The following is a 26,080-nucleotide window of genomic DNA, read 5'->3' on the forward strand; positions in this document are numbered from 1 at the left end:
CAATATGGTAACAACAAGTAAATTAGCAAAAATAATTAAAATCAGAGCTATTTCAGCAATATGGATAATACCAATTGTCACTGCTGTTGTTGGGCTTTGGATTATTTATTCTCATTATGCTGACCGTGGCACTCCATTTACCCTACTTGCTAAAGATGCAAGTGGTATTGTTGCAGGTAAAACGGTAATCAAAAATCGCAGTGTCGATGTGGGTATTGTTGATGAAGTAACCCTATCGGATGATTACAACCAAGTGGTGGTTAAAGGTCGAATCTATAACGATATGAAACCATTACTTAAAAATGATTCAATATTTTGGGTTGTGAAACCCGAGATAGGTCGAGATGGTGTTACCGGCTTGAACACTATCTTGTCAGGTGTTTATATTGAGTTAGCATCAGGTAATGATACACATAGCTTTAAAAATAATCCTTTTATTTTATCAGATGCGCCGCCGTTATCTGACCCGAGTATCAAAGGTATACGGTTGAATTTAGAAAGTGATCAAAATGGTGTCATTCCTCGTGGTGCTTCGGTTATGTTTCATGGTTATCGTGTTGGCAATGTTGAAACATCACAGTTTGATGTTGCTTCACGTAAAATGAAATATCAAATTTTTATCACTCAACCTTATGATGCATTAGTGACCCAAAACGTACGTTTTTGGAAAGAAGGCGGTATTAATTTAACGTTATCATCACTAGGTGCGAGTTTAAATGTGCCTTCATTAGATGTTTTATTGTCAGGTGGCATTAGTTTTGATTTACCGGATGGATCAAAGTTAGGTGCACCCGCTGAGCAATATTCTGTATATAAGTTATATGAAAATAAAAAATCCATTCAAGATTCACAATATACTGAATATAAAGAATTTCTTATTATGCTATCTGATTCAATATCAGGGCTTTCTGAAGGTGCACCGGTTGAATATCATGGTATTCGATTAGGTACCGTTTCGAAGGTTCCATTTTATACCCCAGAAATGTTAGAACAATCTTCAATTCTTAATCAAAAAGTTCCTGTTCTGATAAGGATTGAACCAGACCGCTTGTCGGAACTTGTAGATCAGAAGATAGATATTGCTACACTTATTATGGATGAGCAAAAAAATGGCTTAAGGGCATCTTTGAAAACATCAAATATGTTTACTGGTGCACTTTATATCGATCTGGATTTCTATTCTGATCTGAAAAATAAGTATGATGTTAAAAAGTCAAAACAATTTGGTTACGACACGATTGACACCACATCAACAGGAATTGCTCAAATACAAGCTAAAATTATGCAATTACTTGATAATTTTAATAATTTACCACTTAATAACACGATGTCTCAATTTAATAAATCACTTGCTTCAAGCGAGCGGTTAATGAATTCGATAAATCAAATTATGGCAAGTAAAGAAATGCAAAATATGCCAAAAGATCTTCAAAAGGCTATGCATTCATTAAATGAGACCATGAAAGGATTACAACCAGGTTCTGATTTGAATAATCAAATGAAAGAAAGTCTACAAAAAGTGCAACAAATGATGGATGAATTAACGCCATTACTTAATACCCTCAATGATAAAAGTAATGCATTGATATTTTCTGCACCGAATAAGAAAGATCAAGAACCTAAAGCTAAAGGTACAAAATGATGGTTAAAATAATACGACACCTAATCTCAATTGTTGTTGCAATATCGCTGAGTTTATTAGTGGGATGTTCTTCTAATGCGCCAAGCAAAAGCTATTTTCAATTAGCGAGTGATTTACCTAACCAAACGTCACACTCAATGAAAAAAACTCAGCATTTTATTTGGATTGAAACGGTAGATGTGGCAAATTTTTTAAATAGACCAGGAATTGTTTTGCAAACAGATGATATTAAATATGTAACTGCAACAAACCATCTTTGGGCATCCACTTTATCGCAACAACTTCAAGATCGCGTAGTTCAAGACTTAAGTGTTTTTCTTCCTGATTATTTAGTTTCCAGTAAATCACTATCAACACCAACTTTAACGGTAAAATTGTTTATTGAGGGTTTCCATGGTAGTTATTCAGGCGATGCGCTTATCAAGGGAAGATGGGTTATAACAGATAGTCATAATAACATCGAGACTAAACCCTTTGAACGCCATATTCCTCTTATGACCAACGGTTATGATGCATTGGTGAAAGCGTTATCTAAAGGTTGGCAAGAAGAAGAGCAAGATTTTGCAAATTCAATAACGCGTTAATTTAAAAATAAATATTCCGTCATTAATATGACGGAATATGAATCGTTATTTAAGTTAAATTGTGTTTGAATTCATTGAATACTTCATTATCTATTTCCACCCATTTACGCACACTATTTATAAAAGCAATTTTTTGTGCTTGTAACAGGTCAGCTTTATTGATGACTTGCTCTACCAAATGGTGATTGTTTATGTAATATTGTCGCATCGTTCCGGGCAATAACCCCGAACTGACAGTAGGGGTAACCCATTGTTGATTGATAAATAAGGCAATATTGCCATTAACGAATTCGGTAATTTCGTCTTTTTCATTAAAATTAATATACTCATGTCCTTTAGTAATATGCGCAAAATGTTGCCTGTTCGTTGTTTTATGGTACAGATAAACATTATTGCTATTAACACACTTTGGCGCCAACGTTATTTTATTTAACGGCATACCACAATCAATTTTATCAATATCTAAATGATAACTACCATCCTCAATTTTCAGTAACAATCTGACTTTATAGTTACCTTTGCGATACCGATTTGCTAACTCAACGAGCTGAAATTCTATTAATTTTGTATCACATTGAACATCAAAATAATTAGTAGAATCAGCAAGTCTAGCTAAATGCTCTTCTAATAAAAAAAATTGGCCTTCTTCAAGTAACAAAGATTCAATAATCGCATCAGGAATTGATGATTTACGGGTTAATATAGCTGTTTTAGCGAGGATTTCGTCGTACTCATCTTCTGCGGTTGAATCCCATGTAATCCCCCCTCCAACGCCATAACTCATTTGTTGATTATGAATAGTTAATGTTCGTATTGGTATATTAAATGTTGCTTGCTGCATATATGGATTAATATAGCCGATTGTGCCACAGTAAACCCCACGTGGTGAATTTTCAATATTGGCAATAATTTGCATAGTACTTGTTTTTGGTGCACCAGTTATTGAACCACAGGGAAAGATAGCTTGAAAAATCTGATATAACCGAATATTTTCTTTTAATGTTCCCTGAATTGTTGAGGTTAATTGCCAAACGGTAGGATATTTTTCTGCAGTAAATAATTGAGGAACAGTGACGGATCCTGGCTCTGATATTTGACTTAAATCATTGCGCAGCAGATCGACAATCATCATATTTTCAGCGAGATTTTTTTCTGACATTAATCGTGATAATTGTTGAGCATCTTGTTGATGATTTATCCCTCGTTTCGTTGTCCCTTTCATCGGTTTTGTAGTTATTAATCTGTTTTCTATTTTAAAAAATAGCTCGGGTGATATCGATAAAATGTGATAATCATCAAATTCTAAATATGCACAATAATTGGCAAAATTATTTTTTTTTAAAAAATGATAGTAATCAAGGGGCGATTGTGTAAAAGGAGCTTTAAATGCAATCGTATAGTTAGTTTGATAAGTATTGCCCAATTCAATTTGTTCACGGATATAATTGATCTTTTGTTGATATTCATTAATTGTAGTGTCACTCATCAATTCAAATGATTGTGGGGTGTAATCATGACATGGCAAAGACTCAACAATGGAATACTGATCAAAAATACCAAATAACAGTAAAGGTAAATCTTGGTTATTATGGCTATTAATTTTGGTTTGATTTGATTGATTTAATCCCACTGCTGCTTCATAAGCTAAATAGCCAACAGCATAATAGCCTTGTTGGATAAACCCTTCGATCTCCTGTAAATATTGATTAACTAATGAGTAATCATTAGTCTTTATTATCGAGATAGGATTGCAAAAATACTTATGCTGACCTTCGAAGTCGATATATATTTTCATGTTATTATTTACCTATGTACAAAATTATGAATGATTTGTAAACCAAACTCAGTTTTAATCGCTTCTGGATGGAATTGTACGGATTCGATAGGTAATATTTTATGACGTAATCCCATAATTATTCCTTGTTTATTGCGCGCAGTAATCATAAGAGGCGATTTGTCTAAAGGTAAATTGTCATAGGCAATTAAAGAGTGGTAACGAACAACTGATAAGGGATTTTTAATGTCTTTAAACAACCCTTGACCATCATGAACTATCTGATCAATTTTGCCATGCATTGGTTGTGGTGCTTTTCCAATTTGATACCCATAGTATTGAGCAATAGCTTGGTGACCAAGACAAATTCCAAGTATTGGGCAGGTATTAGAAAATTCGGCAATAACCTCAAGTGATATGCCTGCTTGGCTCGGCGTCCCAGGTCCTGGTGATATAACGATTTTAGTAAAATCGAGTTGTTTCAATTCAGTAATCGACATTTCATCGTTTTTAATTACTTTTACATTAGCACCGACTCGGCACAAGTAGTCGTAAATATTAAAAGTGAAAGAATCATAGTTATCAATGAGTAAAATCAAAATAGTATCCACTTTCTATCAGTCATTAACGTTATTACAAATTTGCGTTAATAAAAAATCACATGGGTGCCTTCATTATACAAACAACTTTTAAAAAAAGAGATGTTCTTTTCAATTGATGTTTTATTTTCATTCTTATTTTTTGATATCAACCAGTTAGCTTTTCTTGAATTTTTACCAAATTGAGTCTCTTTTTGTGACAGTAATCACAAATACATACAACTCTACTTGTATGGTAGTATTTGATCGATTAATTTGTTGCTACACAAATTAATTATGAGGTATTCAATGAAAATCGTAAAAGCAGACGTTTTTGTTTGTAGTCCAGGAAGGAATTTTGTCACATTAAAAATAACGACAGATGACGGCGTATATGGCGTAGGTGATGCAACACTCAATGGACGTGAGCTTTCCGTCGCATCATATCTTAAAGATCACCTTTGCCCACAATTAATAGGACGAGATGCCAGTCAAATAGAAGATATCTTTCAATATTTCTATAAAGGTGCCTATTGGCGTCGAGGACCTGTGACGATGTCAGCGATATCTGCAATAGATATGGCATTATGGGATATCAAAGGTAAAGTTGCCAATATGCCACTTTATCAATTATTAGGTGGCGCTTCTCGCACCGGCGTAATGGTGTATTGCCATACCACGGGTAAAGATATTGAAGAAGCATTAGATGATTATGCTAAACATAAAGAAATGGGCTTTAAGGCTATTCGAGTGCAGTGTGGCATACCGGGAATGAAAACCACCTACGGTCAAAGTAAAGGTAAAAACTTAGCTTATGAACCGGCAACACGAGGTAACTATCCAGAAGAGCAGTTTTGGGCAACCGACAAATATCTTGATTTCACACCAAAATTATTTGAGGCAGTAAGAAATAAATTTGGTTTTAACGAACATTTATTGCATGACATGCACCATCGTCTAACACCAATTGAAGCGGCTCGATTTGGTAAAAGTGTTGAAGATTACCGCCTGTTTTGGATGGAAGACCCAACACCAGCTGAAAATCAAGAATGTTTCCGTTTAATTCGTCAACACACTGTAACCCCCATTGCTGTAGGTGAAGTATTTAACAGTATTTGGGACTGTAAACAGTTAATTGAAGAACAGCTTATTGACTACATCCGAACCACAATAACCCATGCAGGCGGTATAACTCATATGCGTCGAATAGCTGATTTTGCGTCGCTTTATCAAGTTAGAACTGGCTCACATGGCCCATCAGATTTATCACCGATCTGTCATGCAGCAGCACTTCATTTTGATATGTGGGTACCTAACTTTGGTGTTCAAGAATTTATGGGTTACTCAGAGCAGATGTTAGAAGTCTTCTCGCCAAACTGGACCTTTACTGATGGTTATATGCACCCAAGTGACAAACCAGGTTTAGGTATCGATTTTGATGAAAAATTAGCACAAAAATATCCATACAACCCCGCCTATTTGCCAATTGCTCGTTTAGAAGATGGCACATTGTGGAATTGGTAAGCTCAAGGAGTTTATATGAAAAGTATTGTAATAAAACAGCCTAATGAACTCATGATTGAGGAACGAGAAGTTCCTCAACCAGCCAAAGGTGAGGTAAGAGTTAAAGTAAAACTAGCTGGGATATGTGGTTCAGATAGTCATATTTACCGAGGACATAACCCATTTGCGAAATATCCTAGAGTTATTGGGCATGAATTTTTTGGCGTCATTGATGAAGTGGGTGAAGGCGTGGATCGATCAAGAATTGGTGAACGAGTTTCTGTTGATCCTGTCATTAGTTGTGGCTGTTGTTATCCTTGTTCTGTTGGTCGTCCGAATGTTTGTTCATCTTTAATTGTTTTGGGTGTTCATCGTGATGGTGGATTTAGTCAATATACAACAGTACCAAGTAAAAATGCCTACCGAATTCCTGAGGAGATTAGTGATGAATTTGCTGTGATGATTGAACCATTCACTATTGCAGCGAATGCTACTAGTCATTTAAAACCAACTGAAAACGATGTTGCCTTAATTTATGGTGCGGGTCCAATGGGGCTAACATCAGTACAAGCGCTAAAAGGTGTTTATAAAGTTAAACAAGTTATTGTTGTCGATCGAATTGATGAACGTTTGGCTATGGCACAAACAAGTGGTGCAGATATAGTAATAAACAATACAAATATATTACTAAAGAATGAACTAGAAAAACTTGATATTAAACCGACGATTATAATTGATGCTGCGTGTCATCCTTCGATCCTGCAAGAAGCAATTACTATTGCCTCTCCTGCTGCAAGGATCCTCATCATGGGCTTTTCAAGTGATCCTTGTCAAATCACACAACAAGGCATAACCAGTAAAGAGTTATCTATTTTTTCATCCCGATTAAATGCCAATAAGTTCCCAGTTGTTATTGATTGGTTAAAGAAAAAATTAATCGACCCGCAAAAGTTAATCACGCATCAATTTGATTATACGCAAGTAATTCAAGCTATTGAAACGTTTGAAAAAGATCAAAAACATTGCTGCAAAGTTTTATTGACCTTTGATTAGCACTCAAAAAAGCCTTGTGAATAACCTTTTTAAAGAAAATATTATAAGAGAGAACAGTATGAATAATATGGGAAATAAGAGTGAGAGGGATACTTCGGATTTAGTCAAAGCTGCAGTATCAGGCTGGTTAGGAACAGCGTTAGAATTTATGGATTTTCAATTGTATTCTTTAGGCGCTGCTTTAGTTTTTCATGAAGTTTTCTTTCCAGAACAATCAGCTATTATGGCGTTAATTTTAGCGATGGGAACTTATGGTGCTGGTTATGTTGCACGAATTATTGGTGCCTTTATTTTTGGTCGCATGGGTGATGCAATCGGCCGTAAAAAAGTTCTATTCATTACTATTACCATGATGGGAGTATGTACCACACTCATTGGTGTACTGCCAACTTATGCTCAAGTAGGTATTTTTGCGCCGTTGATGTTGGTTGTTTTGCGTATTATTCAAGGATTGGGTGCAGGTGCTGAAATTTCTGGTGCAGGTACAATGCTCGCTGAATATGCACCAAAAGGGAAAAGAGGGATAATTTCTTCATTAGTTGCAATGGGGACTAACTGCGGGACATTAAGTGCTACAGCAATATGGGCATTTATGTTCTTTTTATTAGACAAAGATCAATTAGTTGCATGGGGATGGCGTATTCCATTTATTGCAAGCGTTGTTGTTATGATTTTTGCAATTTGGCTAAGAATGAATTTAAAAGAAAGCCCTGTATTTGACGAGGTTAATGATACTACTGCACTAAAAAATGATAGTGAAGTAACTAAACATATCTCATTACCTGCAATGTTTAAAAGTAAATCATTTTGGTTAGCTACAGGATTACGTTTTGGTCAAGCAGGAAATTCTGGTCTAATCCAAACTTTTTTAGCAGGATATTTAGTGCAAGCGTTGTTATTTAATAAAAGTATTCCAACTGATGCAATCATGTTTAGTTCAATTGTTGGTTTCTTGACAATTCCTTTCTTAGGTTGGTTATCAGATAGGATAGGTCGGAAAATTCCTTATATTGTACTAACATTGTCTGCAATTATACTTGCTTACCCAATGTTATCGATTATTGTTGATAAAAATCATTCAGTAAATACGATTACAGTATGTTTAATTTTTATTCATAATATTGCAGTTTTAGGTTTATTTGCCTTAGAAAACATCACCATGGCCGAAATGTTCGGTGCTCGCAATCGATTCACCCAAATGGCAATATCTAAAGAAGCCGGCGGTTTAGTTGCTGTTGGATTCGGTCCAATTTTGGCTGGAATTTTCTGTAAAATGGTTAATGATTGGTGGCCAATTGTGGCTATGATTATTGTGTACTCATTTATTGGTCTCATCTCGGCTATGCTTATGCCGGAGGTGAAGGATCGTGATTTAGCTGACCTGCACGATGCGGCAGATAGTAAAAATTAGACGGAACAAATAATGAAATTATCAAATCAAACGTTATCACAACTACCTAAAGAGGTAGTTGTCCCTACTTATGATAGAAGCAAGATTAAAACCAAAATTGTTCATCTTGGCTTCGGGGCATTTCATCGTGCTCATCAGGCGGTCTTTGCGGATATTTTAGCTAATGAACACAATAGTGATTGGGGTTATTGTGAAGTGAATTTAATTGGTGGTGAAAAACAGATTGAAGATTTAAAACAGCAAGATTTTTTATTTAGTGTTTGTGAAATGTCTTATGATAACTGGAATACTCGTGTTGTAGGTGTTGCAAAAGAAGCACTACATGCAGATATTGATGGTATTGAGAAAGTGTTAGGTGTGATGACTCGTCCAGACATTGCAATTGTGTCAATTACTGTAACCGAAAAAGGTTATTGCTATCTACCATCAACGGCATCAATTGATACCAATAATCCATTAATTAATCATGATATTGCTAATCCCCATACACCTAAATCGGTTCCTGGTGTGATTGTAGAAGCCTTACGTTTACGTAAAGAGCAAGGATTAAGACCTTTCACCGTTATGTCTTGTGACAATATGCCTGAAAATGGGCATGTCACTCGTAATGTTGTGCTAGCCTTAGCTAAGCAACGAGATGAAAATTTAGCGCAATGGATTGAGGATAATGTGGCTTTCCCATCCACAATGGTTGATCGAATTGTACCGGCTGCAACGCCAGAAACGATGGCCAAAATAAAAAAACAACTTGGTGGTATTGATGATCCGGTCGGTATTGCTGGTGAACCCTTTAGACAATGGGTGATTGAAGATAATTTTGTGTCTGGCCGTCCAGAGTGGCAAAAAGCAGGCGCAGAATTAGTTAAGGATGTATTGCCTTATGAAGAGATGAAATTACGCATGTTAAATGGTAGTCATTCCTTTTTGGCTTACCTAGGTTATTTAGCCGGTTACTTGCATATTGATGAATGTATGCAAGATCCTAATTATGTAAAAGCAGCCAGACATTTAATGCTAAATGAACAAGCAACTACCCTGCGGGTTAAAGGTGTTGATTTGTCAGCTTATGCTGATTCGTTACTTGATCGTTATCGCAACACCGGTTTAAAACATCGAACTTGGCAAATTGCAATGGATGGAACGTTAAAGCTTCCACAGCGTATGCTTGATTCGGTTCGCTATCATTTGGCTAATGGTACGCCATTTGATTGTTTGGCTTTAGGTATTGCAGCTTGGATGCGTTATGTGAGTGGCGTGGATGATAATGGTAACGTTATTGACGTTTGCGATCCAGCAGCCGAGCAATTAAACGAGTTGGTTTCAAACACTCCTGATAATCAAGATCGCGTTAATGCGCTGTTATCTTTGACACATGTTTTTGGGGAGGATCTACCAACAAATCCATTGTTTATTGAGCAGATAACTAAAGCTTATCTTTCTTTACGCGACCTAGGCGCAAAAGAGACAGTTAAACAATTAACTCAAAATTTTTAATTCCACTAACAATAATTAATAACAAAGTGCAATGATCGTTAGATGATTGCACTTTTATTATTAAATAAAAAACTTTTCTTATATTCAAAAATCCCCTACTATTCTTTTTTATTCTAGTCTGTTATTTAAAAATCATATATGTTCAAATCTGAAGCGTTAACTGTCTCAGAACCAGTTAATCAACAAATTTATCGCCAATTAAGAAAGGCAATCATCACTTGCCAAGTATTACCTGGTGTTTTATTGTCTGAAAAAGACATTGCGGGTCAGTTTAATGTTTCACGCCAACCTGTTCGTGAAGCTTTTATTAAACTAGCAGAAGCTGGATTGGTCCAAATTCTTCCACAACGTGGCACTTATGTAACGAAAATATCAGTTAAAAAAGTCATTGAAGGTCAATTTATTCGTGATGCTGTTGAGTGTGCAATTATTAAACGTGCTGCACAAGAAATTACTGATTCAGATCTTTCATTACTCGAAAAGAATCTAAAAGAACAAATTGATGCTAATAAGCGTAAAGATATTGGTTATTTTCTTGAAAAAGATGATGAGTTTCATCAAATTATAATGAATGTTATTGATTGCCCCATGGCATGGGAAACTGTTGAAAATATCAAAGCAATGATGGATAGGGTAAGATACCTTACTTTAGAAGATATATCCCCACCAGAAGACCTAGTTAAACAGCATGAAAAAATCGTTATTGCATTAAAAAAGCATGATCCAGAAATGGCTACACTTGCACTTCATGAGCATTTAGCAACTATATTAAACACGATAAAAATAGTATCACAACATCATAATGCGTGGTTTGTTGATTAACTTAATTTAACTTAATTTAACTTAGTTCAGTAAAATTTATTTTGACTAATATAATCTTCAAAAATTTTAGCGCTATTGATAATTATACCAATAAATATTAGTAGCTTAATGCATAACCTATAACTTTTACTGTGAATATTGTGTGCTAAGTGTTGAAGCTTTTCTTAAGCGTAATAACTAATGGTTATTTTCTGATTAGCTAATCATAAACATACCAATAAACTAAGGTTTAGTTATCCTTGATGAAGTTGTCTTAAATGTCATTGAATGTGTCTATCAGGGATAGATAAATTGGGATGCATTTTGTTATCAAAAATTTTAAAGTTAGATTAAATAATGAATCAATTTATCATTTAATTATATTTGTGATTTGAACATAATAATGTATTTAATAAATTACCGATTTCTATTTTGTCATTGTTGATTTATTATCAGGAATAAAATAATGGTTTACCTATTTTAATGACCATTACCTTGCGATTAATTATTGCCAACTTTAAAATAAAAATACTCGGTTTTTATATGATAAAACGAATTAAAATATGTGTTAGCGGCCTTGTTCAGGGTGTAGGGTTTCGGTTTTTTACTTATCAACAAGCACAAAAGCTTGGTCTGTTAGGATATGTTAAAAATTTGGATAATGGTAATGTCGAAATTGTCATACAAGGTGATAATTTACAACTGACTCAGTTTACACAGTGGCTTTTGCAAGGGGGGCCGGCTTCTGCCCATATTACGGATATAAAAAGTTGCGAATTATTACCTGAAAATGGATTAACTTCTTTTAATGTCAGATATTAATTTAATAAAAAATAAAGTAAAATGGAAAAATTATTAAACTTCAAGATAATGATTTTTCCTTATAATTGATCAATCTTATTTGCGTGATTAATGTATGTTATGAATAAAAAAAATATAATCTGTATCTTGCTTATTATTGTGGTAATTGGCGTCTATTATAATTATCAAAAAGACAATGACGCAACTCCGCAATCCTCTGTTACTTTAACTGATACGCCAATTTATCAGAGTGATGACATGACAACAGATGTGTATGATTTATCAGGCGAAATTGTATACAAGATTGAATCTAGCAAAGTACGACATTTTGATGATTCAAATAATACGGAATTTGATCTTCCCAATTTAACACTTTATGATCAAGACCACACTGTCACATGGCATATTAAAGCCAAAAGTGCGACGTTGACTGATGATAAACACATTTACCTTTATAATGATGTTCAATTGGATAATTTGACCCCCAATGCTCAATTACAGCGAGTTAACACCGATAATGCTGTTATTGATTTAAATACACAACTTGTAACGTCTAAAGATCCAGTTACTATCAAAGGTGTTGGTTTTTACTCAACAGGTCTAGGATTAGCTGGCGATTTGCAAGCAAAAACTGCAAACATACTTGAGAATGTTAAAACATATTATAATACCGAGGCACAATAGAACATGAAATTGCAACAACAGCTACTTTTTCCATTATTTTTTATGCTATCAACATCGTTTGCTTGTTTTGCCGATGAGCCAGTAAAAACAACAACACAAACCAAAACTGATCAAAAGATGTTTGTTGACAATAAACCAATCACTATTGATGCCGATAATCAACAGATTGATATTGATAAAAATATTATTACCTTTACTGGTAATGTGCAAATTGTTCAAGAGGGATTAACTATCTGGGCAGATAAAGTTGTGATAACTGATATGCAAGACTCGACAAAACAGAAAATTACCGCTTATGGTAACCCAGTAAAGTTTAAACAAATATTGCCAGAAAATAACAAAATTGTTACAGGTCATTCGGATCAAATTATTTACAATGTGAAACAAAGCAATGTTGTTTTACAAGGAAAGGCAGAGTTATTTCAAGAAGATAATCATATAGTTAGCCAAGTTATTACCTATGATGTTAAAAAACAGCTAATTATGGCTCAGCCTAAAAGTGGTCGCGTAAAAAGTACAATTATCCCAAGTCAAATTAAAGAGATAAAAAAATAATATGTCAACTTTAAAGGCTGTAAATTTAGCCAAAGTATATAAAAAACGAAGAGTTGTTGAAGATGTTAGTTTGACGGTCAACTCAGGTGAGATTGTTGGATTGCTAGGGCCAAACGGCGCCGGTAAGACAACAACGTTTTATATGGTGGTAGGAATAGTCACATTGAATGCAGGTAAAATTTATCTTGATGATCATGATATCAGTATTTTACCTCTACATGAAAGAGCGCAAAAAGGGATTGGCTATTTACCTCAAGAGGCGTCTATTTTTAGAAAACTATCTGTAATTGATAATATTATGGCGATTTTAGAGACGCGCCGAGATATCGATAAAAATGAAAAATTAAATCGGGCTGAAGAATTGCTTGAAGAGTTTCATATCACCCATATTCGAGATAGTATTGGTCAGTCTTTATCGGGTGGTGAAAGGCGTAGGGTTGAAATTGCAAGGGCGCTGGCAGCCAATCCTAAATTTATTTTACTTGATGAACCTTTTGCTGGTGTCGACCCTATTTCTGTTATTGATATTAAAAATATTATTAAGCATCTACGTGATCGAGGGCTAGGTGTATTGATTACCGACCACAATGTTCGCGAAACCCTTGATGTATGTGAGCGTGCTTATATTGTTAATAAAGGTCATTTAATTGCTGAAGGAACACCAAATAGTATCTTAAGTAACGAATATGTTAAAAAAGTCTACTTAGGAAATGAATTCCGATTATGATTAAACCAAGTTTACAACTGAAAGTTTCCCAACAACTATCGATGACACCACAATTACAATTGGCGATTCGACTTTTGCAGTTGTCAACTTTAGAGCTACAACAAGAAATTCAAACTGCACTTGAAAATAATCCCTTGTTAGAAGTGGCTGATCAGTATGATGAAATCAGTGTTGAACAAAATACTTCAGATGAAAATATCGATACTCGACAAGCGTTAGATAGTCAGGAGATCCCTGAAGATATACCATTAGATGCTTCGTTAGATGATATTTACACAGCAGGAACACCTTCAGGCACGCATTCTGACTATCGTAATGATGAGTTGCCTATTTATCAAGGCGAAACGCATGAAACATTACATGATTACTTAAAATGGCAGCTTGAATTAACGCCTTTTAGCGATGTTGATCGCGCCATTGCGGTATCGATTATTGAAGCGATTGATGAAAGAGGCTATTTAACAGTTTCGTTAGATGAAATATTAGAAGAGCAGGGTAATAGTGAAATTGAATTGACTGAAGTTGAAACGGTTTTAAAGCGAATCTGGCATTTTGATCCAATTGGCGTGGGTGCTAGATCGTTGCAAGAGTGTTTATCAATTCAAATTCAACATGTTACAGTTCCTTCATTAGTTAAACAAATTATTGATAATTATCTTGATTTATTGGCAACCCATGATTACAGAACTTTAAAAAAAGTATTCAATGCCAGTGATGAACAATTAAAAGAAGCGATTAATTTTATTCAGCATTTACATCCCTATCCAGGTGATGCTGTCAACACAACACCTCCAGATTATGTTATCCCAGATGTGCTAGTCAAAAAAGTAGATGGCAAATGGATTGTTGATTTAAATAATGATACGGTACCGACTCTACGCATTAACCAGCAGTATGCGGCGATGGAAAAGTTAGCCAGTGAAAGTGATAGCCAATACATAAAATCACATCTACAAGATGCCAATTGGTTTATCAAAAGTGTAGAAAATCGCAATGAAACTTTACTTAAAGTTAGCCAATTTATAGTTGAACATCAACAGCAGTTTTTTGAACATGGTGCAGAGTCTATGAAACCTATGATTCTATCGGATGTAGCGGCTGCAATTGATATGCATGAATCAACCATATCCCGCGTAACCACCCAAAAATATTTACAATGTCCAAGTGGCATATTTGAGTTAAAATTCTTTTTTTCTAGCCATGTAAATACCGATTCTGGTGGTGAAGCATCTTCTACCGCCATTCGTGCATTAATTAAAAAGTATATTTCAGGTGAAGATAGTAAAAAGCCATTGAGTGATAGCAAGTTAGTGTCAATTCTTGAAGAACAAGGAATTATTATAGCTCGTCGAACTGTGGCAAAATACCGTGAAGCGTTATCAATCCCTTCATCCAATCAAAGAAAACAACTTTAATAATAAAGCTGTTTGGTTACTACTAATTAATACTAGATTAATTTAGTTGTTTCGATAATCATCATATCTGTCGTAAAAGATCCATCTGTTTGAAGTTCAAAATAGGCCTTTGTATCGTTGGCAGCAGTTTCTTGATACAGTCTTATTGCATCAATTAAGCGTTCAGGTGTTCGCATTCGTTTAACCCATGTGTCAAAGGACAAGGTTAAGCGATGGCGTTTTATATTATCTATACTAAAACCTGCCTCTGTTAAGAATGTTAACCACTCACCTGGAGTATAATCGCGAACATGCGAAGTATCACGCATAGCTTCAATGGTTTGTAGCCAAATATCTAAAACAGGGTGGCCGGGTGACACAACATCCATTATGATTAATTTTCCGTTAGGTTTGATGATGCGGTGTAGTTCTCGTATACTTTTACCTACATCATGCCAGTGATGTGCTGAATAACGACTTACCACAATATCGAATTGGTTATCGGCAAAGGGTGGACACTCTGCATAACCTTGTTTGACTGAAATATTGCTAAAACCACGACTTTCAGCTGTTAAAGCAACCACCGATAACATCTCATCAGATAGATCGTAAGCTGTAACCTGTTTAACATATTTTGCTGCAATAAAACTCACATGACCAGCACCACATCCCATATCGAGTAATTGTGCATCAGAATAGGAACTAAGAAACGTTTCCAAATATTCAAGATCGGGCCCTTGAGCGTGTACTTTACTTGTTAAATAGGCATCTGCTTGCTCACCAAATTGCTTTTTTACGTTATCGTGATGTGTAGCCATAGGTCGTCTCGATATTGGGCACTTTTGTGCCCAAAGTTAAAATTATGCTAAAAATGTCGGTATTTTATGTTCAAATGCACTAATAGCATCTTCATGTTGTAGGGTTAAGCCAATATTATCTAAACCATTTAATAAACAGTGGCGTTTGAATGCATCGATTTTAAACGAATATTGCTTATCTCCAGCGATAACAACTTCATTCTCAAGATCAATCGTAAATTCAATTCCTTCATTGGCTTCAACTATTTTAAATAGTTCGTCAACGTCTTCTTCTGATAAGTTCACTAACAATAACTGATTATTAAACGAATTATTGTAAAAAATATCAGCAAAACTTGAACCAATGATGGTTTTAAAACCATAATCCGCAAGTGCCCATGGTGCATGTTCTCGTGATGAACCACAACCAAAGTTCTCGCGCGCTAATAAAATACTTGCTCCCTTATAACGAGGTTTGTTCAGTACAAAATCGGGATTAGGTTTTTCACCTGCATCATCTAAAAATCGCCACTCATGAAAAGCATGTTTACCAAAACCGGTACGCGTGACTTTTTGTAAAAATTGTTTAGGAATAATGGCATCGGTATCAACATTAGCCGCATCTAAAGGAACGACTAGTCCTGTATGTTTTGTAAATTTTGCCATGACAAGTCTCCTTAAAATGGTTTACGAATATCTGTAAAATGACCAGTAATGGCAGCAGCAGCAGCCATTGCAGGACTGACTAAATGGGTTCTGGCATCACGGCCTTGACGCCCTTCAAAATTACGGTTACTGGTTGATGCGCAGCGATCGCCTGGTGCTAATTTGTCATCATTCATTGCTAAGCACATTGAACAACCAGGTAAGCGCCACTCAAATCCTGCATCGATAAAAATCTTATCTAATCCTTCAGCTTCAGCTTGTTCTTTGACTGGTCCAGAACCAGGTACGACTAAAGCTTGTACGCCTTGCGCAACTTTTCGTCCTTTTGCAATAGCAGCGGCAGCGCGTAAATCTTCAATGCGTGAATTCGTACAAGATCCGATAAATACTTTATTGATCTTAATATCAGACATCTTAGTACCGGCAGTTAATCCCATATAGGCTAATGCACGTTCAGCAGACTGTTTTTCAATCGGATCAGAAAAATCTTGTGGATTAGGTACTTGCTTATCAATAGCGGTTACTTGACCAGGATTTGTTCCCCAAGTGACTTGTGGCGCAATATCTTTAGCTTCAAGGGTGACTACACTGTCAAAATGCGCTCCTTCATCGGTTTTTAAGGTTTTCCAGTAAGCCACGGCTTTGTCAAAATCTTCACCTTTAGGTGAAAATTGGCGACCTTTTAAGTATTCAAAAGTGACTTCATCCGGCGCAACGAGTCCAGCTTTAGCGCCCATTTCAATAGCCATATTACATAATGTCATACGGCCTTCCATTGATAAGGATTTAATCGCATCACCACAAAACTCAACTACGTGTCCTGTACCACCAGCACTGGTCGTTTTACCAATAATCGCTAAAATAATATCTTTAGCGGTAATACCGTCGGCAACCTGACCTTTGACTTCAATTTTCATGGTTTTCGCTCGCCCTTGTTTTAGGGTTTGGGTCGCTAATACATGTTCAACTTCCGATGTTCCAATACCAAAAGCTAGCGCTCCAAATGCGCCATGGGTAGCCGTGTGTGAGTCACCACAAACAATGGTCATACCTGGCAATGTCATGCCTTGTTCAGGCCCAACAACATGAACAATACCTCGTAATGGACTTTGTAAACCATATAAAGATACGCCAAACTCTTTTGCATTCTTAGCTAACTCAGTTAACTGGATTCTAGCCATTTCACTACACGCACTTAAATCATTGCTTTTTGTTGAAGTATTGTGATCCATAGTTGCAAATGTTTTGTGTGGTTGGCGGACTTTACGATTCATCGCGCGTAAGCCATCGAAAGCTTGTGGTGAGGTAACTTCATGAACCAAATGGCGATCGATATATAAAATAGGGGTTTCATTTGGTGCTTCATAAACAACATGTGCATCATATAATTTTTGATACAATGTTTTTGGTTTTGTAGACATTGCTTATATTCCTTTAATATTCTTTAAAAGGGTTAGCATGATTTATTAACCCTTAGTCTAAAAATTAAATTAAACGACAAATGGTATCACCCATTTCATCGGTTGAAACATAACTACCACCACGAGCAAGATCGATAGTACGGGTACCTTGTTCTAAAGCTTTATTAACTGCATTTTCAATAGCTTTGGCGATATCATCACGTTTTAAACTATAACGCACTAGTAATGCTAACGATAAAATTTGTGCGGCTGGATTAGCAATATTTTTACCAGCAATATCCGGTGCACTCCCTCCAGCAGGCTCATATAACCCAAACCCCTGCTCGTTAAGGCTCGCTGATGGTAGCATTCCCATTGAACCGGTAATCATTGCACATTCGTCAGACAATATATCACCAAACAAATTTGAACATAAAATGACATCAAATTGTGAGGGATCTTTTACAAGTTGCATGGTTGCATTATCGATATACATATGTTCAAGTGTGACATCTGGATATTGTTTAGCGACTTCGTTTACAACTTCACGCCATAAAATTGATGTTTGTAATACATTAGCTTTATCAACAGAAGTGACTTTTTTGCGACGAATTTTGGCAGCTTCAAATGCCATTTTAGCTATACGTTCAATTTCAAAGCGGTGATAAACTTCCGTATCAAAGGCGCGCTCTTGAGGGCCAGAACCTTCACGACCTTTAGGCAAGCCAAAATAGATACCACCAGTTAGCTCACGCATACATAAAATATCAAAACCACGTTTAGCAATATCTTCACGTAAAGGACATAATTCTTCTAAACCTTGATACAAACTAGCAGGGCGCATGTTAGCAAATAATTTAAAATGCTTTCGTAATGGTAATAATGCTCCGCGTTCAGGTTGTTGATCGGGAGGTAAGTTTGTCCATTTTGGACCCCCAACTGAGCCAAACAAAATCGCATCAGCTTTTTCACAACCTTCAAGCGTCTCTTTTGGTAATGGACAGCCATGGATGTCAATAGCGGCGCCACCGACATCATATTCACTGGTTGTTATTGAAAGATTATATTTTTGACGAATAACGTCGAGCACTTTATAAGCTTGCTTCATTACTTCAGGGCCAATACCGTCACCAGGTAACACTGCAATATGATAATTTTGTGACATTTTTATTCCTTAACAATTTAATTGATTTATTTTTTATTTATAAAACAACATAACTTAATATGTTATTCATGATGCAATTTTTGTTTTTGCTGTGCAACTTGATTTGCCCGATAAACATTATTTAATACATTAATTAACGCTAATGCAGAGGAATGGACAATATCTGTTGCTAATCCCACACCATGGAATTTGCGACCTTTATAATCAGCAACGATATCTACTTGTCCTAAAGCATTTTCACCTTGCCCTTTTGACGCTAATTGGTATTTAACTATCGTAATTGGCTCGCCAGTAATACGATTTATTGCTTGATAAACTGCATCAACTGGACCATTACCCGTTGCCGCATCTGAATATTTTTGATCGCCAATGATTAAACTCACTGATGCAGTAGAGACAACTGTTGAACCTGATTGAACATTAAAATAGTCCAACACATAATGTTCTTGTTCATCTTTTAATTGATTGATAAAAATTAGGGCTTCTAAATCATAATCAAACACTTGTCCTTTTTTATCTGCTAGCTCTAAAAATGCTTCGTACACTTGGTCTAAATTATAATCTTTATCGTGATAACCTAACTCTTCAAGTCGATGTTTTACCGCGGCCCTACCTGATCGAGAAGTTAAATTTAATTGGATTTGATTTAAACCAATAGATTCAGGTGTCATGATTTCGTAGGTTTCGCGATTTTTAAGCACGCCGTCTTGGTGAATGCCGGAGGAGTGGGCAAAAGCATTACTACCAATAACTGCTTTATTGGCAGGTATTGGTGTATTAGTAATTTGACTGACGATTTGACTGGTACGATAGATTTCTTGGTGATTAATATTGGTGTGAACATTTAGAATATTTTGGCGAACTTTAATTGCCATAATGACTTCTTCTAAGGCTGTATTGCCTGCGCGTTCGCCCAAACCATTCATCGCGCCTTCAACTTGACGAGCACCTTCCTGAATCGCGCTAATCGAGTTAGCCACCGACATACCCAAGTCATCATGACAATGAACAGAGATAATCGCTTTATCAATGTTCGGGACACGTTCAAATAAGGTACGAATAATGCCACCAAATTGATAAGGGACAGTATAACCGACAGTATCCGGAATATTGATCGTTGTTGCCCCTGCTTTAATTGCTGCTTCAACAATCCGACATAAGTTATCAATTGGGGTACGACCTGCATCTTCACAAGAAAACTCCACATCATTAGTATAATTACGTGCATGTTTAATACAGTGCACAGCCCTTTCAACGACATCTTCAAATGTCATTTTTAATTTGTCTTGCACGTGTAAGGTTGAAGTTGCCATAAAAGTATGGATACGAAATTGATCGGCAACTTTTAACGCCTCTGCTGCAACATCAATATCTTTATCTATACAGCGTGATAATGCACATACACGGCTATCTTTAATTGTTTTAGCAATCGTTTGAACTGATTCAAAATCACCAGGGGATGAGATAGGAAAACCAACTTCCATCACATCCACCCGCATTCTTTCTAAAGCTAGCGCTATTTGTAATTTTTCTTTGACACTTAAACTTGCTTGTAAAGCTTGTTCACCATCACGTAGTGTGGTATCAAAAATAATGACTTGATCGCTCATTGTTTATTCCTTATCTATATTTTAGCGCTATTACGGTATTTCAAGTTATGAAAACAAAAAACCCGCACTTTAGCGCGGGTTCTTGTTGATTTGTCGAGTTGTTTAATAGATTATCTCATTACTCAACACACAAGCGATCCGCGCAAAATAATGCGAGGAGTAAGCTAGTGAGGAGAGTAGTTGTTCTAATCATTAAAACGAGTCTCTAAATTTATATTGGTCAAAATAATGTCAATATTTTTATCAAAGAACATAGTTAATGTCAATATCTAATCTTAAAAGGTCATTAAATATTATGATTTTAATCAGCAAAATTCAGTTAATCGATAAAGCAGATAGCTTTTAAGCCTTGAGTATCTTTATCGAATGAAGCAATACTTCCGTCGGTTACATTAACACCATAGAATTTTGTTCCTTCAAAAGACCAATCTATGGGGTCTTGATCACATTCGTTTTCTGGAAATAGTTCATCGTTACCATCATCAGGTATTGGTGGTGGATATAAGGTGCCTTGTTCATCATCATCACCATTATCTTCATCAAAAGGATTAAAATTTCGTAATTTAGATTTTAGCGGCTCAGCTATATCCATATCGTAGTTTGGTTCATATGTCCAAGTGTAATTAGATAGTGCATTTGATAATGTTGAATCGCTTGGATAAACTTCATTTACCGTATTCCCCCATTCAGATAAAAGCGCGCCAATACTACGTTTGTAATTATTTCTTTTATTTTCTCCCAAAAAATAATCCCAATTTTTTGCATTAGTCAATGATAGCCTAGAAGTCAGCCCGACTCTTCGGTTTTGACAACTACAGTAATGACTAGCAGATTTTTGATCTTTAAAAACTACATTTTCAGAAATTAGGAACCATTGATTGATTGTAAAGCTATAAATTATTTTATTGCCGACAGTTAAAGAAAAAACTGTATGATTTGCAGCTGCAATATTATTTTTTAATTTTTCTGAAAAATTGGGACCAACAAACTCAACTCGAAGTACGTTATCTTTACCACTAAGTTTTAAACTAATAGGCGATGTTGTTGGGTATTTAGTATAAGAAATTTGTCTCCAGTTTGCACCTGACAGGACGGCATCAAAATATAATTTATTGGCAGCAGTTGTAGGAAACTTATTATAACTTTCTTCAGACGAACCTCGAGGCAAAAAACCTTTATTGGCATCCCACCAAGGCATATCTTGTTCCCAAGGATTCTGAATATAATTCGCTTCGTATTCTTCTTTTGTATAAGCAAATTCTGGTGGATTACCTTTTTCTAAAGATGGTTGTAGCCAGCAAATCGTAGGGACATCATTGGAGGAAGATGTGACATAATAGGTTTTATTTACGCTTGGATAAGTCCTAATATTAGGTACTCCAAATGTGGTTGAAAGCTGTGATTCTGTTGTGGCTAATGTCAATGCGTAGTAACCAATACAGTTATTTAATTTTTCGCTCGGATCAATAGTATTATTGTTGTTATCTTTTATTGTAAGAGACATCGTCCCACTAGCATTAAACCCATTATCACCATCATCATCTTTCACATATTGATGATCGTTTAAAATAGTTAAAATATCCACTTCTTTTGCATTATAATCAGTTAATAATGTTATTATATTTTCAAAAGTCTCAACAGACTTTGGAAGTACAATTAATTTATCGGGAGATGAATCAAAATCAGGAATATAATAAGTTAAATTAGGATTTTTTATTCGCGTGTCGATCTGAGTTGAATTTTCATTGTTAACCTCTTCTGTCCCATTAGTTTGATCGTTTTCTACTGCAATCCAAAGTAAATCAGTTATGTTTGCTTGTGTATGATCATTATCTATTGATATATAGGGTTCTGTGCCATTTATGACTTGAACAGATGTGGCACTTAATGCATTGGCTGAAAAACAATAAAAAATATTGGAAAAAAAGACTGCTGTATATAATTTTGTTAATATATGTTTACTTTTAAACATCACATTTTCCGTAACGGTACTTTAATATCACTATAAACTGTAAAGCCTTTAAAATTGTGCTAGATAATATTCTCTATTTTTTTTATTGTAAAGATATTGGTGTCGTTTTGTTGATAAATAACTCTATGATATAAATGAAAATTATAATTATTATTTGTTTTTTTTATAAAAAAATGAAGTGTAATAAAACGCATTTTTATATAGGAGCATAGAGACAAGTAAAGATCGGTTGAATTTGTTATTCAAGTGGTAATTAATAGTATTCTAAAATAAATATAAATCATTAAGTTAATTAAAAATAAGTTATCGTTCATTATTAAACAAAAGGTGGAGTCAAAAATATGAATATCGTCGAAATTTCGCAAAAACGTTATACCACTAAACATTATGATCCTACTAAAAAGATACCTGTAGCTATTATTGAGCAACTTTTAACTGTTTTAAGAAACAGTCCATCATCGGTAAATTCTCAACCATGGCATTTTTATGTGATTGAGTCAGACACAGCAAAAAATAAGATTTTGCCTGCTTTTCCTGATTTTAATCAGCCACGCGTGACAGGATCGTCACATACTATTGTTTTTTGTATAAAAGTGCCATTGGATGAAAGTCATTTAGTGAATCTACTGAATCAAGAAGAAAAAGACGGTCGTCTGCCTTCTGAAGATTTAAAAGTATCGCAAGATCAAGGTCGACGTTATTTTGTTAATTTAAATAGTGCAACCCCTGAATCGCAACAGTGTTGGGAAGAAAAGCAAACTTATATTGCATTGGGGCAACTTTTGTTTGCTGCTGCGGCAATTGGTGTTGATTCTACGGCTATCGAAGGATATGATTCAGCTAAAATTGACGAAATTTTAGATCTTAAAAGTAAGGGATTGAAAAGTGTTGTAGTTGCGACATTAGGCTATCGCGCGGCTGATGATGGCAACGCACATCGACCAAAATCACGTTTACCAAAAGAACAACTTTTCACTTATCTATAATTTCCCGCTTTGACATTAAGAATTGTTGCGTCGATTCTTTCGACGCAATAATTATTCATAAAAAAATATTATTATCGTTTTTGATATTGTCACTAATCCCTTTATATTTTTTCTACGCTATATCGATATTGTGTTGTTGTGTTGAGTTGTTCGTATAAATTAATTTATTGTCTGTTCAATTTAAAAAAGTTATTTATAGATTATTTTTTTTATATATGTAAAAATAAAAAATAACGAATAATCAAAATGATTGTTTATTTAAACTTCAAAAGGACTTGGATTTTAGGTTTTGTGTATGTTCAGAATTAAGGATTTTCACATATATAGTAAATATTCTATTTGTAAACTTTTTATAACAAAGAAAAAACTAGTTTTCTTATTTTTTACTCATTTTGCAGTTAATATTTTTAATCAATTATTATTGCAACTATCCTTTAAACGGATAGTTATTTTTAATAAAAAAATATGCTTAACGTTTAAATCAAATTTATACATTATTGGTATTCATTTTTTATTTATTCTTTTTTCACCTTATACCGAAGCGTTATCAAATATTACTGTTAAAACCATTGTAGGTAGTGCACCTTATTTACAATTAAAATCAGATCAAGACGGAAATGTAGGGACTAAAATCAAAGGATTGAATGAATTACTTGGTTTTAGAATGCCTACAACAGAAAATAATAACGCATTAAAATTCGTTGATGTAAGTGAATCGCTCTCTTTTGGTGGTAAACCCTTGCAAGTTCCTGAAGGAACTAAATTTTCTGATATCATTACGATGGTTCCAGCTAATGGTCAGGCAAATGCATTATCACAATTCAACAACGTTGGTGATGATGATGGTGATGCCTCACTTACTGAAAACACAACCATAGAGGGCACACTAACAGCAACCTGGTATGATAATAATAACGTGATAAATGATTTAAGTCGTGAATTCAATGTGTGTGGGGGGCCTTACTTTTTAAAAATTGGTGCTCAAAACGTTGCGGTATCGACTAAATACGGTCAACCTAATAAAAACATTTATGGTAGTCAACCCGTTATTACTTACCAATTTATGCTTGAGGGAGCACCTAAGTTATGCTTTGTTCAACCAGGTATGAATGTTTATAAGAATAGTTCTTACATGACTAAGTACCCTAATGGTTATAACCCAGAGGTATGGGATTCTGGTACAAGCCGATCGTCGACTTATCAACGAGGTGGTGGATTTAAAGCTGAACAATTTAAACCGATAACCGGTTTTAAATATATTACCTTCAAGTTAATCGGCTCGGGAGCCGATCAGAGTCAGTATCGTTGCCAACTAGATAGCAGCAATAGTATCAACTGGGTTACATTGCACTCTTCGGTCGCAAGTGAAGGCTTGGGTGCAAATTGCTATGTACGTTATGACAGTGTCACTAAGCCCACAACACCCTTAACGATTAATATGGAATATACTGCTGATAAAGGCAAAACTTGGCAAAACATCGGTAAAATTACGCTCCCTATACCACAAAAATGGGCAATAATACCTACGAAAGTAAAAGGATTTTTAGATGATGATAGTTATACAGCCTACGATGAATGTAGAAGACTAATAGATGGTCAAACAATACCCAAAACAACATCCGCTCAGGTTAATGATATGTCAGAAGCAGGTAAAGCTTGGCGACAAAAATATCTGTATCGAAGAGATGAATTGACCAACTCTTTACAAGCTAACACACTAGAATGGACAGCTAAACTAATAGATAATGCCAAAAAATATACCTATTCTCGAGATTTAGGTACTTTTCTTAGCGAATGGGGCACTCAAGGATTAGGAGGCCATCTTTGGACAGCTGAAATGTATCGTACAAACAAGCCATTTTCTGTACGAGGACACCCATCAAGTGATTCGTTGGGAAGCGTTTTGGATGACGGTTTTTCTCTTGCTCAAAATCAATCAGCACACATTTTCTGCCGGGGCGAAAATGGAATTAGCGCACTCCCTACAAGATAAAAGCATTACCTAATAAATTATATGTTGTTAGTCGTTTGTCAGGTTAGATATTGATAATCTGACAAATTGTCCATAACGTGGTATTTAACTACATTATAATTATAGTCAAAATACCACTTAGGTCGTAAAACTGTTATTTCGAAAATCCAGCCCTATTGTCTCAGATTTTACTTTTGCTGAGTCGTCAAACGTCAAACGGGTAAAATTGTTATGTCGATTCATTCATTCGGCGCAATAATTCTTCATAAAAAATAATATTATTATCGTTTTTGATATGGCTTTAATCCTTTATAGTCATTCCACTTCATATCACTATAATCTATATCAATTGTATGTTGAATTATGCCTGTAAATTAATTTGTTGATTTACAAATTTAAACAATTATTTATAGATTATTATATTCAAATATGTGAAAATTAAAAAAACAATCAACACTGTGCTGTTATACCGTTAAGTGATAACTAATGTTATAGGTTTGATATATGTTTA

At 35.1% G+C, this 26,080-nt stretch carries 22 protein-coding genes; 14 read left to right on the plus strand and 8 right to left on the minus strand.

The genetic code is table 11. The features are described 5' to 3' along the window. The first annotated feature begins 4 nt into the window (after positions 1 to 4). Together pqiB and A9G03_RS03670 are read left to right on the plus strand one after the other, a co-directional pair. Positions 5 to 1,642 (plus strand): intermembrane transport protein PqiB, encoded by a 1,638-nt coding sequence (gene pqiB / locus A9G03_RS03665; RefSeq protein WP_065798431.1) that lies wholly within the window; start codon positions 5 to 7, stop codon positions 1,640 to 1,642. Then, positions 1,642 to 2,226, plus strand: coding sequence for an ABC-type transport auxiliary lipoprotein family protein (locus tag A9G03_RS03670; RefSeq protein WP_065798432.1), 585 nt, complete (start codon positions 1,642 to 1,644; stop codon positions 2,224 to 2,226). Before pqiB ends, A9G03_RS03670 begins: the two co-directional genes overlap by 1 nt. A gap of 49 nt (positions 2,227 to 2,275) precedes the next feature. Here A9G03_RS03670 and pabB read toward each other — a convergent pair whose 3' ends face one another. Together pabB and A9G03_RS03680 are read right to left on the minus strand one after the other, a co-directional pair. Beyond that, positions 2,276 to 4,021 (minus strand): aminodeoxychorismate synthase component I, encoded by a 1,746-nt coding sequence (gene pabB, locus A9G03_RS03675; RefSeq protein WP_065798433.1) that lies wholly within the window; start codon positions 4,019 to 4,021, stop codon positions 2,276 to 2,278. 8 nt (positions 4,022 to 4,029) lie between these two features. Continuing rightward, positions 4,030 to 4,599 carry an anthranilate synthase component II gene (locus A9G03_RS03680; protein WP_065798434.1) on the minus strand — a complete coding sequence of 190 codons (570 nt, stop codon included), beginning with the start codon at positions 4,597 to 4,599 and terminating at the stop codon, positions 4,030 to 4,032. Positions 4,600 to 4,887: 288 nt separating this feature from the next. Here A9G03_RS03680 and manD point away from each other — a divergent pair, with 288 nt between their 5' ends. The 10 genes from manD (at position 4,888) to A9G03_RS03730 (ending at position 15,022) form a co-directional block, all read left to right on the plus strand. Beyond that, a complete protein-coding gene (gene manD, locus A9G03_RS03685) occupies positions 4,888 to 6,102 on the plus strand; it encodes a D-mannonate dehydratase ManD (RefSeq protein ID WP_065633838.1) in 1,215 nt (404 codons plus the stop codon). A 15-nt stretch (positions 6,103 to 6,117) separates the two neighbouring features. After that, a complete protein-coding gene (locus A9G03_RS03690; RefSeq protein WP_065798435.1) occupies positions 6,118 to 7,134 on the plus strand; it encodes a Zn-dependent oxidoreductase in 1,017 nt (338 codons plus the stop codon). Between the two features lie 67 nt (positions 7,135 to 7,201). Further along, positions 7,202 to 8,545, plus strand: a complete 1,344-nt coding sequence (locus tag A9G03_RS03695; RefSeq protein WP_143425815.1) for an MFS transporter — start codon at positions 7,202 to 7,204, stop codon at positions 8,543 to 8,545. A gap of 12 nt (positions 8,546 to 8,557) precedes the next feature. Next, the gene (locus tag A9G03_RS03700) at positions 8,558 to 10,039 is read left to right on the plus strand and encodes a mannitol dehydrogenase family protein (RefSeq protein WP_065798437.1); all 1,482 of its coding nucleotides are present in this window, start codon (positions 8,558 to 8,560) and stop codon (positions 10,037 to 10,039) included. Between the two features lie 138 nt (positions 10,040 to 10,177). After that, positions 10,178 to 10,861 carry a GntR family transcriptional regulator gene (locus A9G03_RS03705; protein ID WP_065798438.1) on the plus strand — a complete coding sequence of 228 codons (684 nt, stop codon included), beginning with the start codon at positions 10,178 to 10,180 and terminating at the stop codon, positions 10,859 to 10,861. 522 nt (positions 10,862 to 11,383) lie between these two features. Then, a complete protein-coding gene (yccX, locus tag A9G03_RS03710; RefSeq protein WP_065633959.1) occupies positions 11,384 to 11,662 on the plus strand; it encodes an acylphosphatase in 279 nt (92 codons plus the stop codon). 99 nt (positions 11,663 to 11,761) lie between these two features. Beyond that, positions 11,762 to 12,325 carry an LPS export ABC transporter periplasmic protein LptC gene (lptC, locus tag A9G03_RS03715; protein ID WP_176700950.1) on the plus strand — a complete coding sequence of 188 codons (564 nt, stop codon included), beginning with the start codon at positions 11,762 to 11,764 and terminating at the stop codon, positions 12,323 to 12,325. Between the two features lie 3 nt (positions 12,326 to 12,328). After that, entirely contained in the window at positions 12,329 to 12,880 is a 552-nt protein-coding gene (gene lptA, locus A9G03_RS03720) for a lipopolysaccharide transport periplasmic protein LptA (RefSeq protein ID WP_081297485.1), read from the plus strand. 1 nt (position 12,881) lies between these two features. After that, positions 12,882 to 13,607, plus strand: coding sequence for an LPS export ABC transporter ATP-binding protein (gene lptB, locus A9G03_RS03725; protein ID WP_065633833.1), 726 nt, complete (start codon positions 12,882 to 12,884; stop codon positions 13,605 to 13,607). Further along, entirely contained in the window at positions 13,607 to 15,022 is a 1,416-nt protein-coding gene (locus A9G03_RS03730; protein ID WP_065798446.1) for an RNA polymerase factor sigma-54, read from the plus strand. Before lptB ends, A9G03_RS03730 begins: the two co-directional genes overlap by 1 nt. 32 nt (positions 15,023 to 15,054) lie before the next feature. Here the strand turns inward: A9G03_RS03730 and A9G03_RS03735 are convergent, their stop codons facing one another. The 6 genes from A9G03_RS03735 to A9G03_RS03760 all read right to left on the minus strand — a co-directional run bounded on the left by A9G03_RS03735 (position 15,055) and on the right by A9G03_RS03760 (position 22,611). Continuing rightward, complete coding sequence (locus tag A9G03_RS03735; RefSeq protein WP_065798439.1) at positions 15,055 to 15,819, minus strand: class I SAM-dependent methyltransferase; 765 nt, start codon at positions 15,817 to 15,819, stop codon at positions 15,055 to 15,057. 42 nt (positions 15,820 to 15,861) lie between these two features. Next, complete coding sequence (leuD, locus tag A9G03_RS03740; RefSeq protein ID WP_065633831.1) at positions 15,862 to 16,464, minus strand: 3-isopropylmalate dehydratase small subunit; 603 nt, start codon at positions 16,462 to 16,464, stop codon at positions 15,862 to 15,864. Between the two features lie 11 nt (positions 16,465 to 16,475). After that, the gene (gene leuC / locus A9G03_RS03745) at positions 16,476 to 17,885 is read right to left on the minus strand and encodes a 3-isopropylmalate dehydratase large subunit (RefSeq protein ID WP_065798440.1); all 1,410 of its coding nucleotides are present in this window, start codon (positions 17,883 to 17,885) and stop codon (positions 16,476 to 16,478) included. Between the two features lie 64 nt (positions 17,886 to 17,949). Then, positions 17,950 to 19,029: a 3-isopropylmalate dehydrogenase gene (gene leuB, locus A9G03_RS03750; protein ID WP_065633829.1), complete on the minus strand. Its 1,080-nt coding sequence runs from the start codon at positions 19,027 to 19,029 to the stop codon at positions 17,950 to 17,952. A gap of 62 nt (positions 19,030 to 19,091) precedes the next feature. Then, positions 19,092 to 20,639 (minus strand): 2-isopropylmalate synthase, encoded by a 1,548-nt coding sequence (gene leuA, locus A9G03_RS03755; protein WP_065798441.1) that lies wholly within the window; start codon positions 20,637 to 20,639, stop codon positions 19,092 to 19,094. Positions 20,640 to 20,958: 319 nt separating this feature from the next. Continuing rightward, on the minus strand, positions 20,959 to 22,611 hold the full coding sequence (locus A9G03_RS03760; protein ID WP_065798442.1) for a hypothetical protein: 1,653 nt from the start codon (positions 22,609 to 22,611) through the stop codon (positions 20,959 to 20,961). A gap of 341 nt (positions 22,612 to 22,952) precedes the next feature. Here A9G03_RS03760 and nfsB point away from each other — a divergent pair, with 341 nt between their 5' ends. Then, a complete protein-coding gene (nfsB, locus tag A9G03_RS03765; RefSeq protein WP_065633826.1) occupies positions 22,953 to 23,597 on the plus strand; it encodes an oxygen-insensitive NAD(P)H nitroreductase in 645 nt (214 codons plus the stop codon). A 295-nt stretch (positions 23,598 to 23,892) separates the two neighbouring features. Then, positions 23,893 to 25,590: a hypothetical protein gene (locus A9G03_RS03770; protein WP_065633825.1), complete on the plus strand. Its 1,698-nt coding sequence runs from the start codon at positions 23,893 to 23,895 to the stop codon at positions 25,588 to 25,590. The last annotated feature ends 490 nt before the right edge of the window (positions 25,591 to 26,080 follow it).

The sequence above is a fragment of the Gilliamella sp. wkB171 genome, assembly GCF_001693755.1.
In the GTDB taxonomy this organism is placed as follows: domain Bacteria; phylum Pseudomonadota; class Gammaproteobacteria; order Enterobacterales; family Orbaceae; genus Gilliamella; species Gilliamella apicola_F.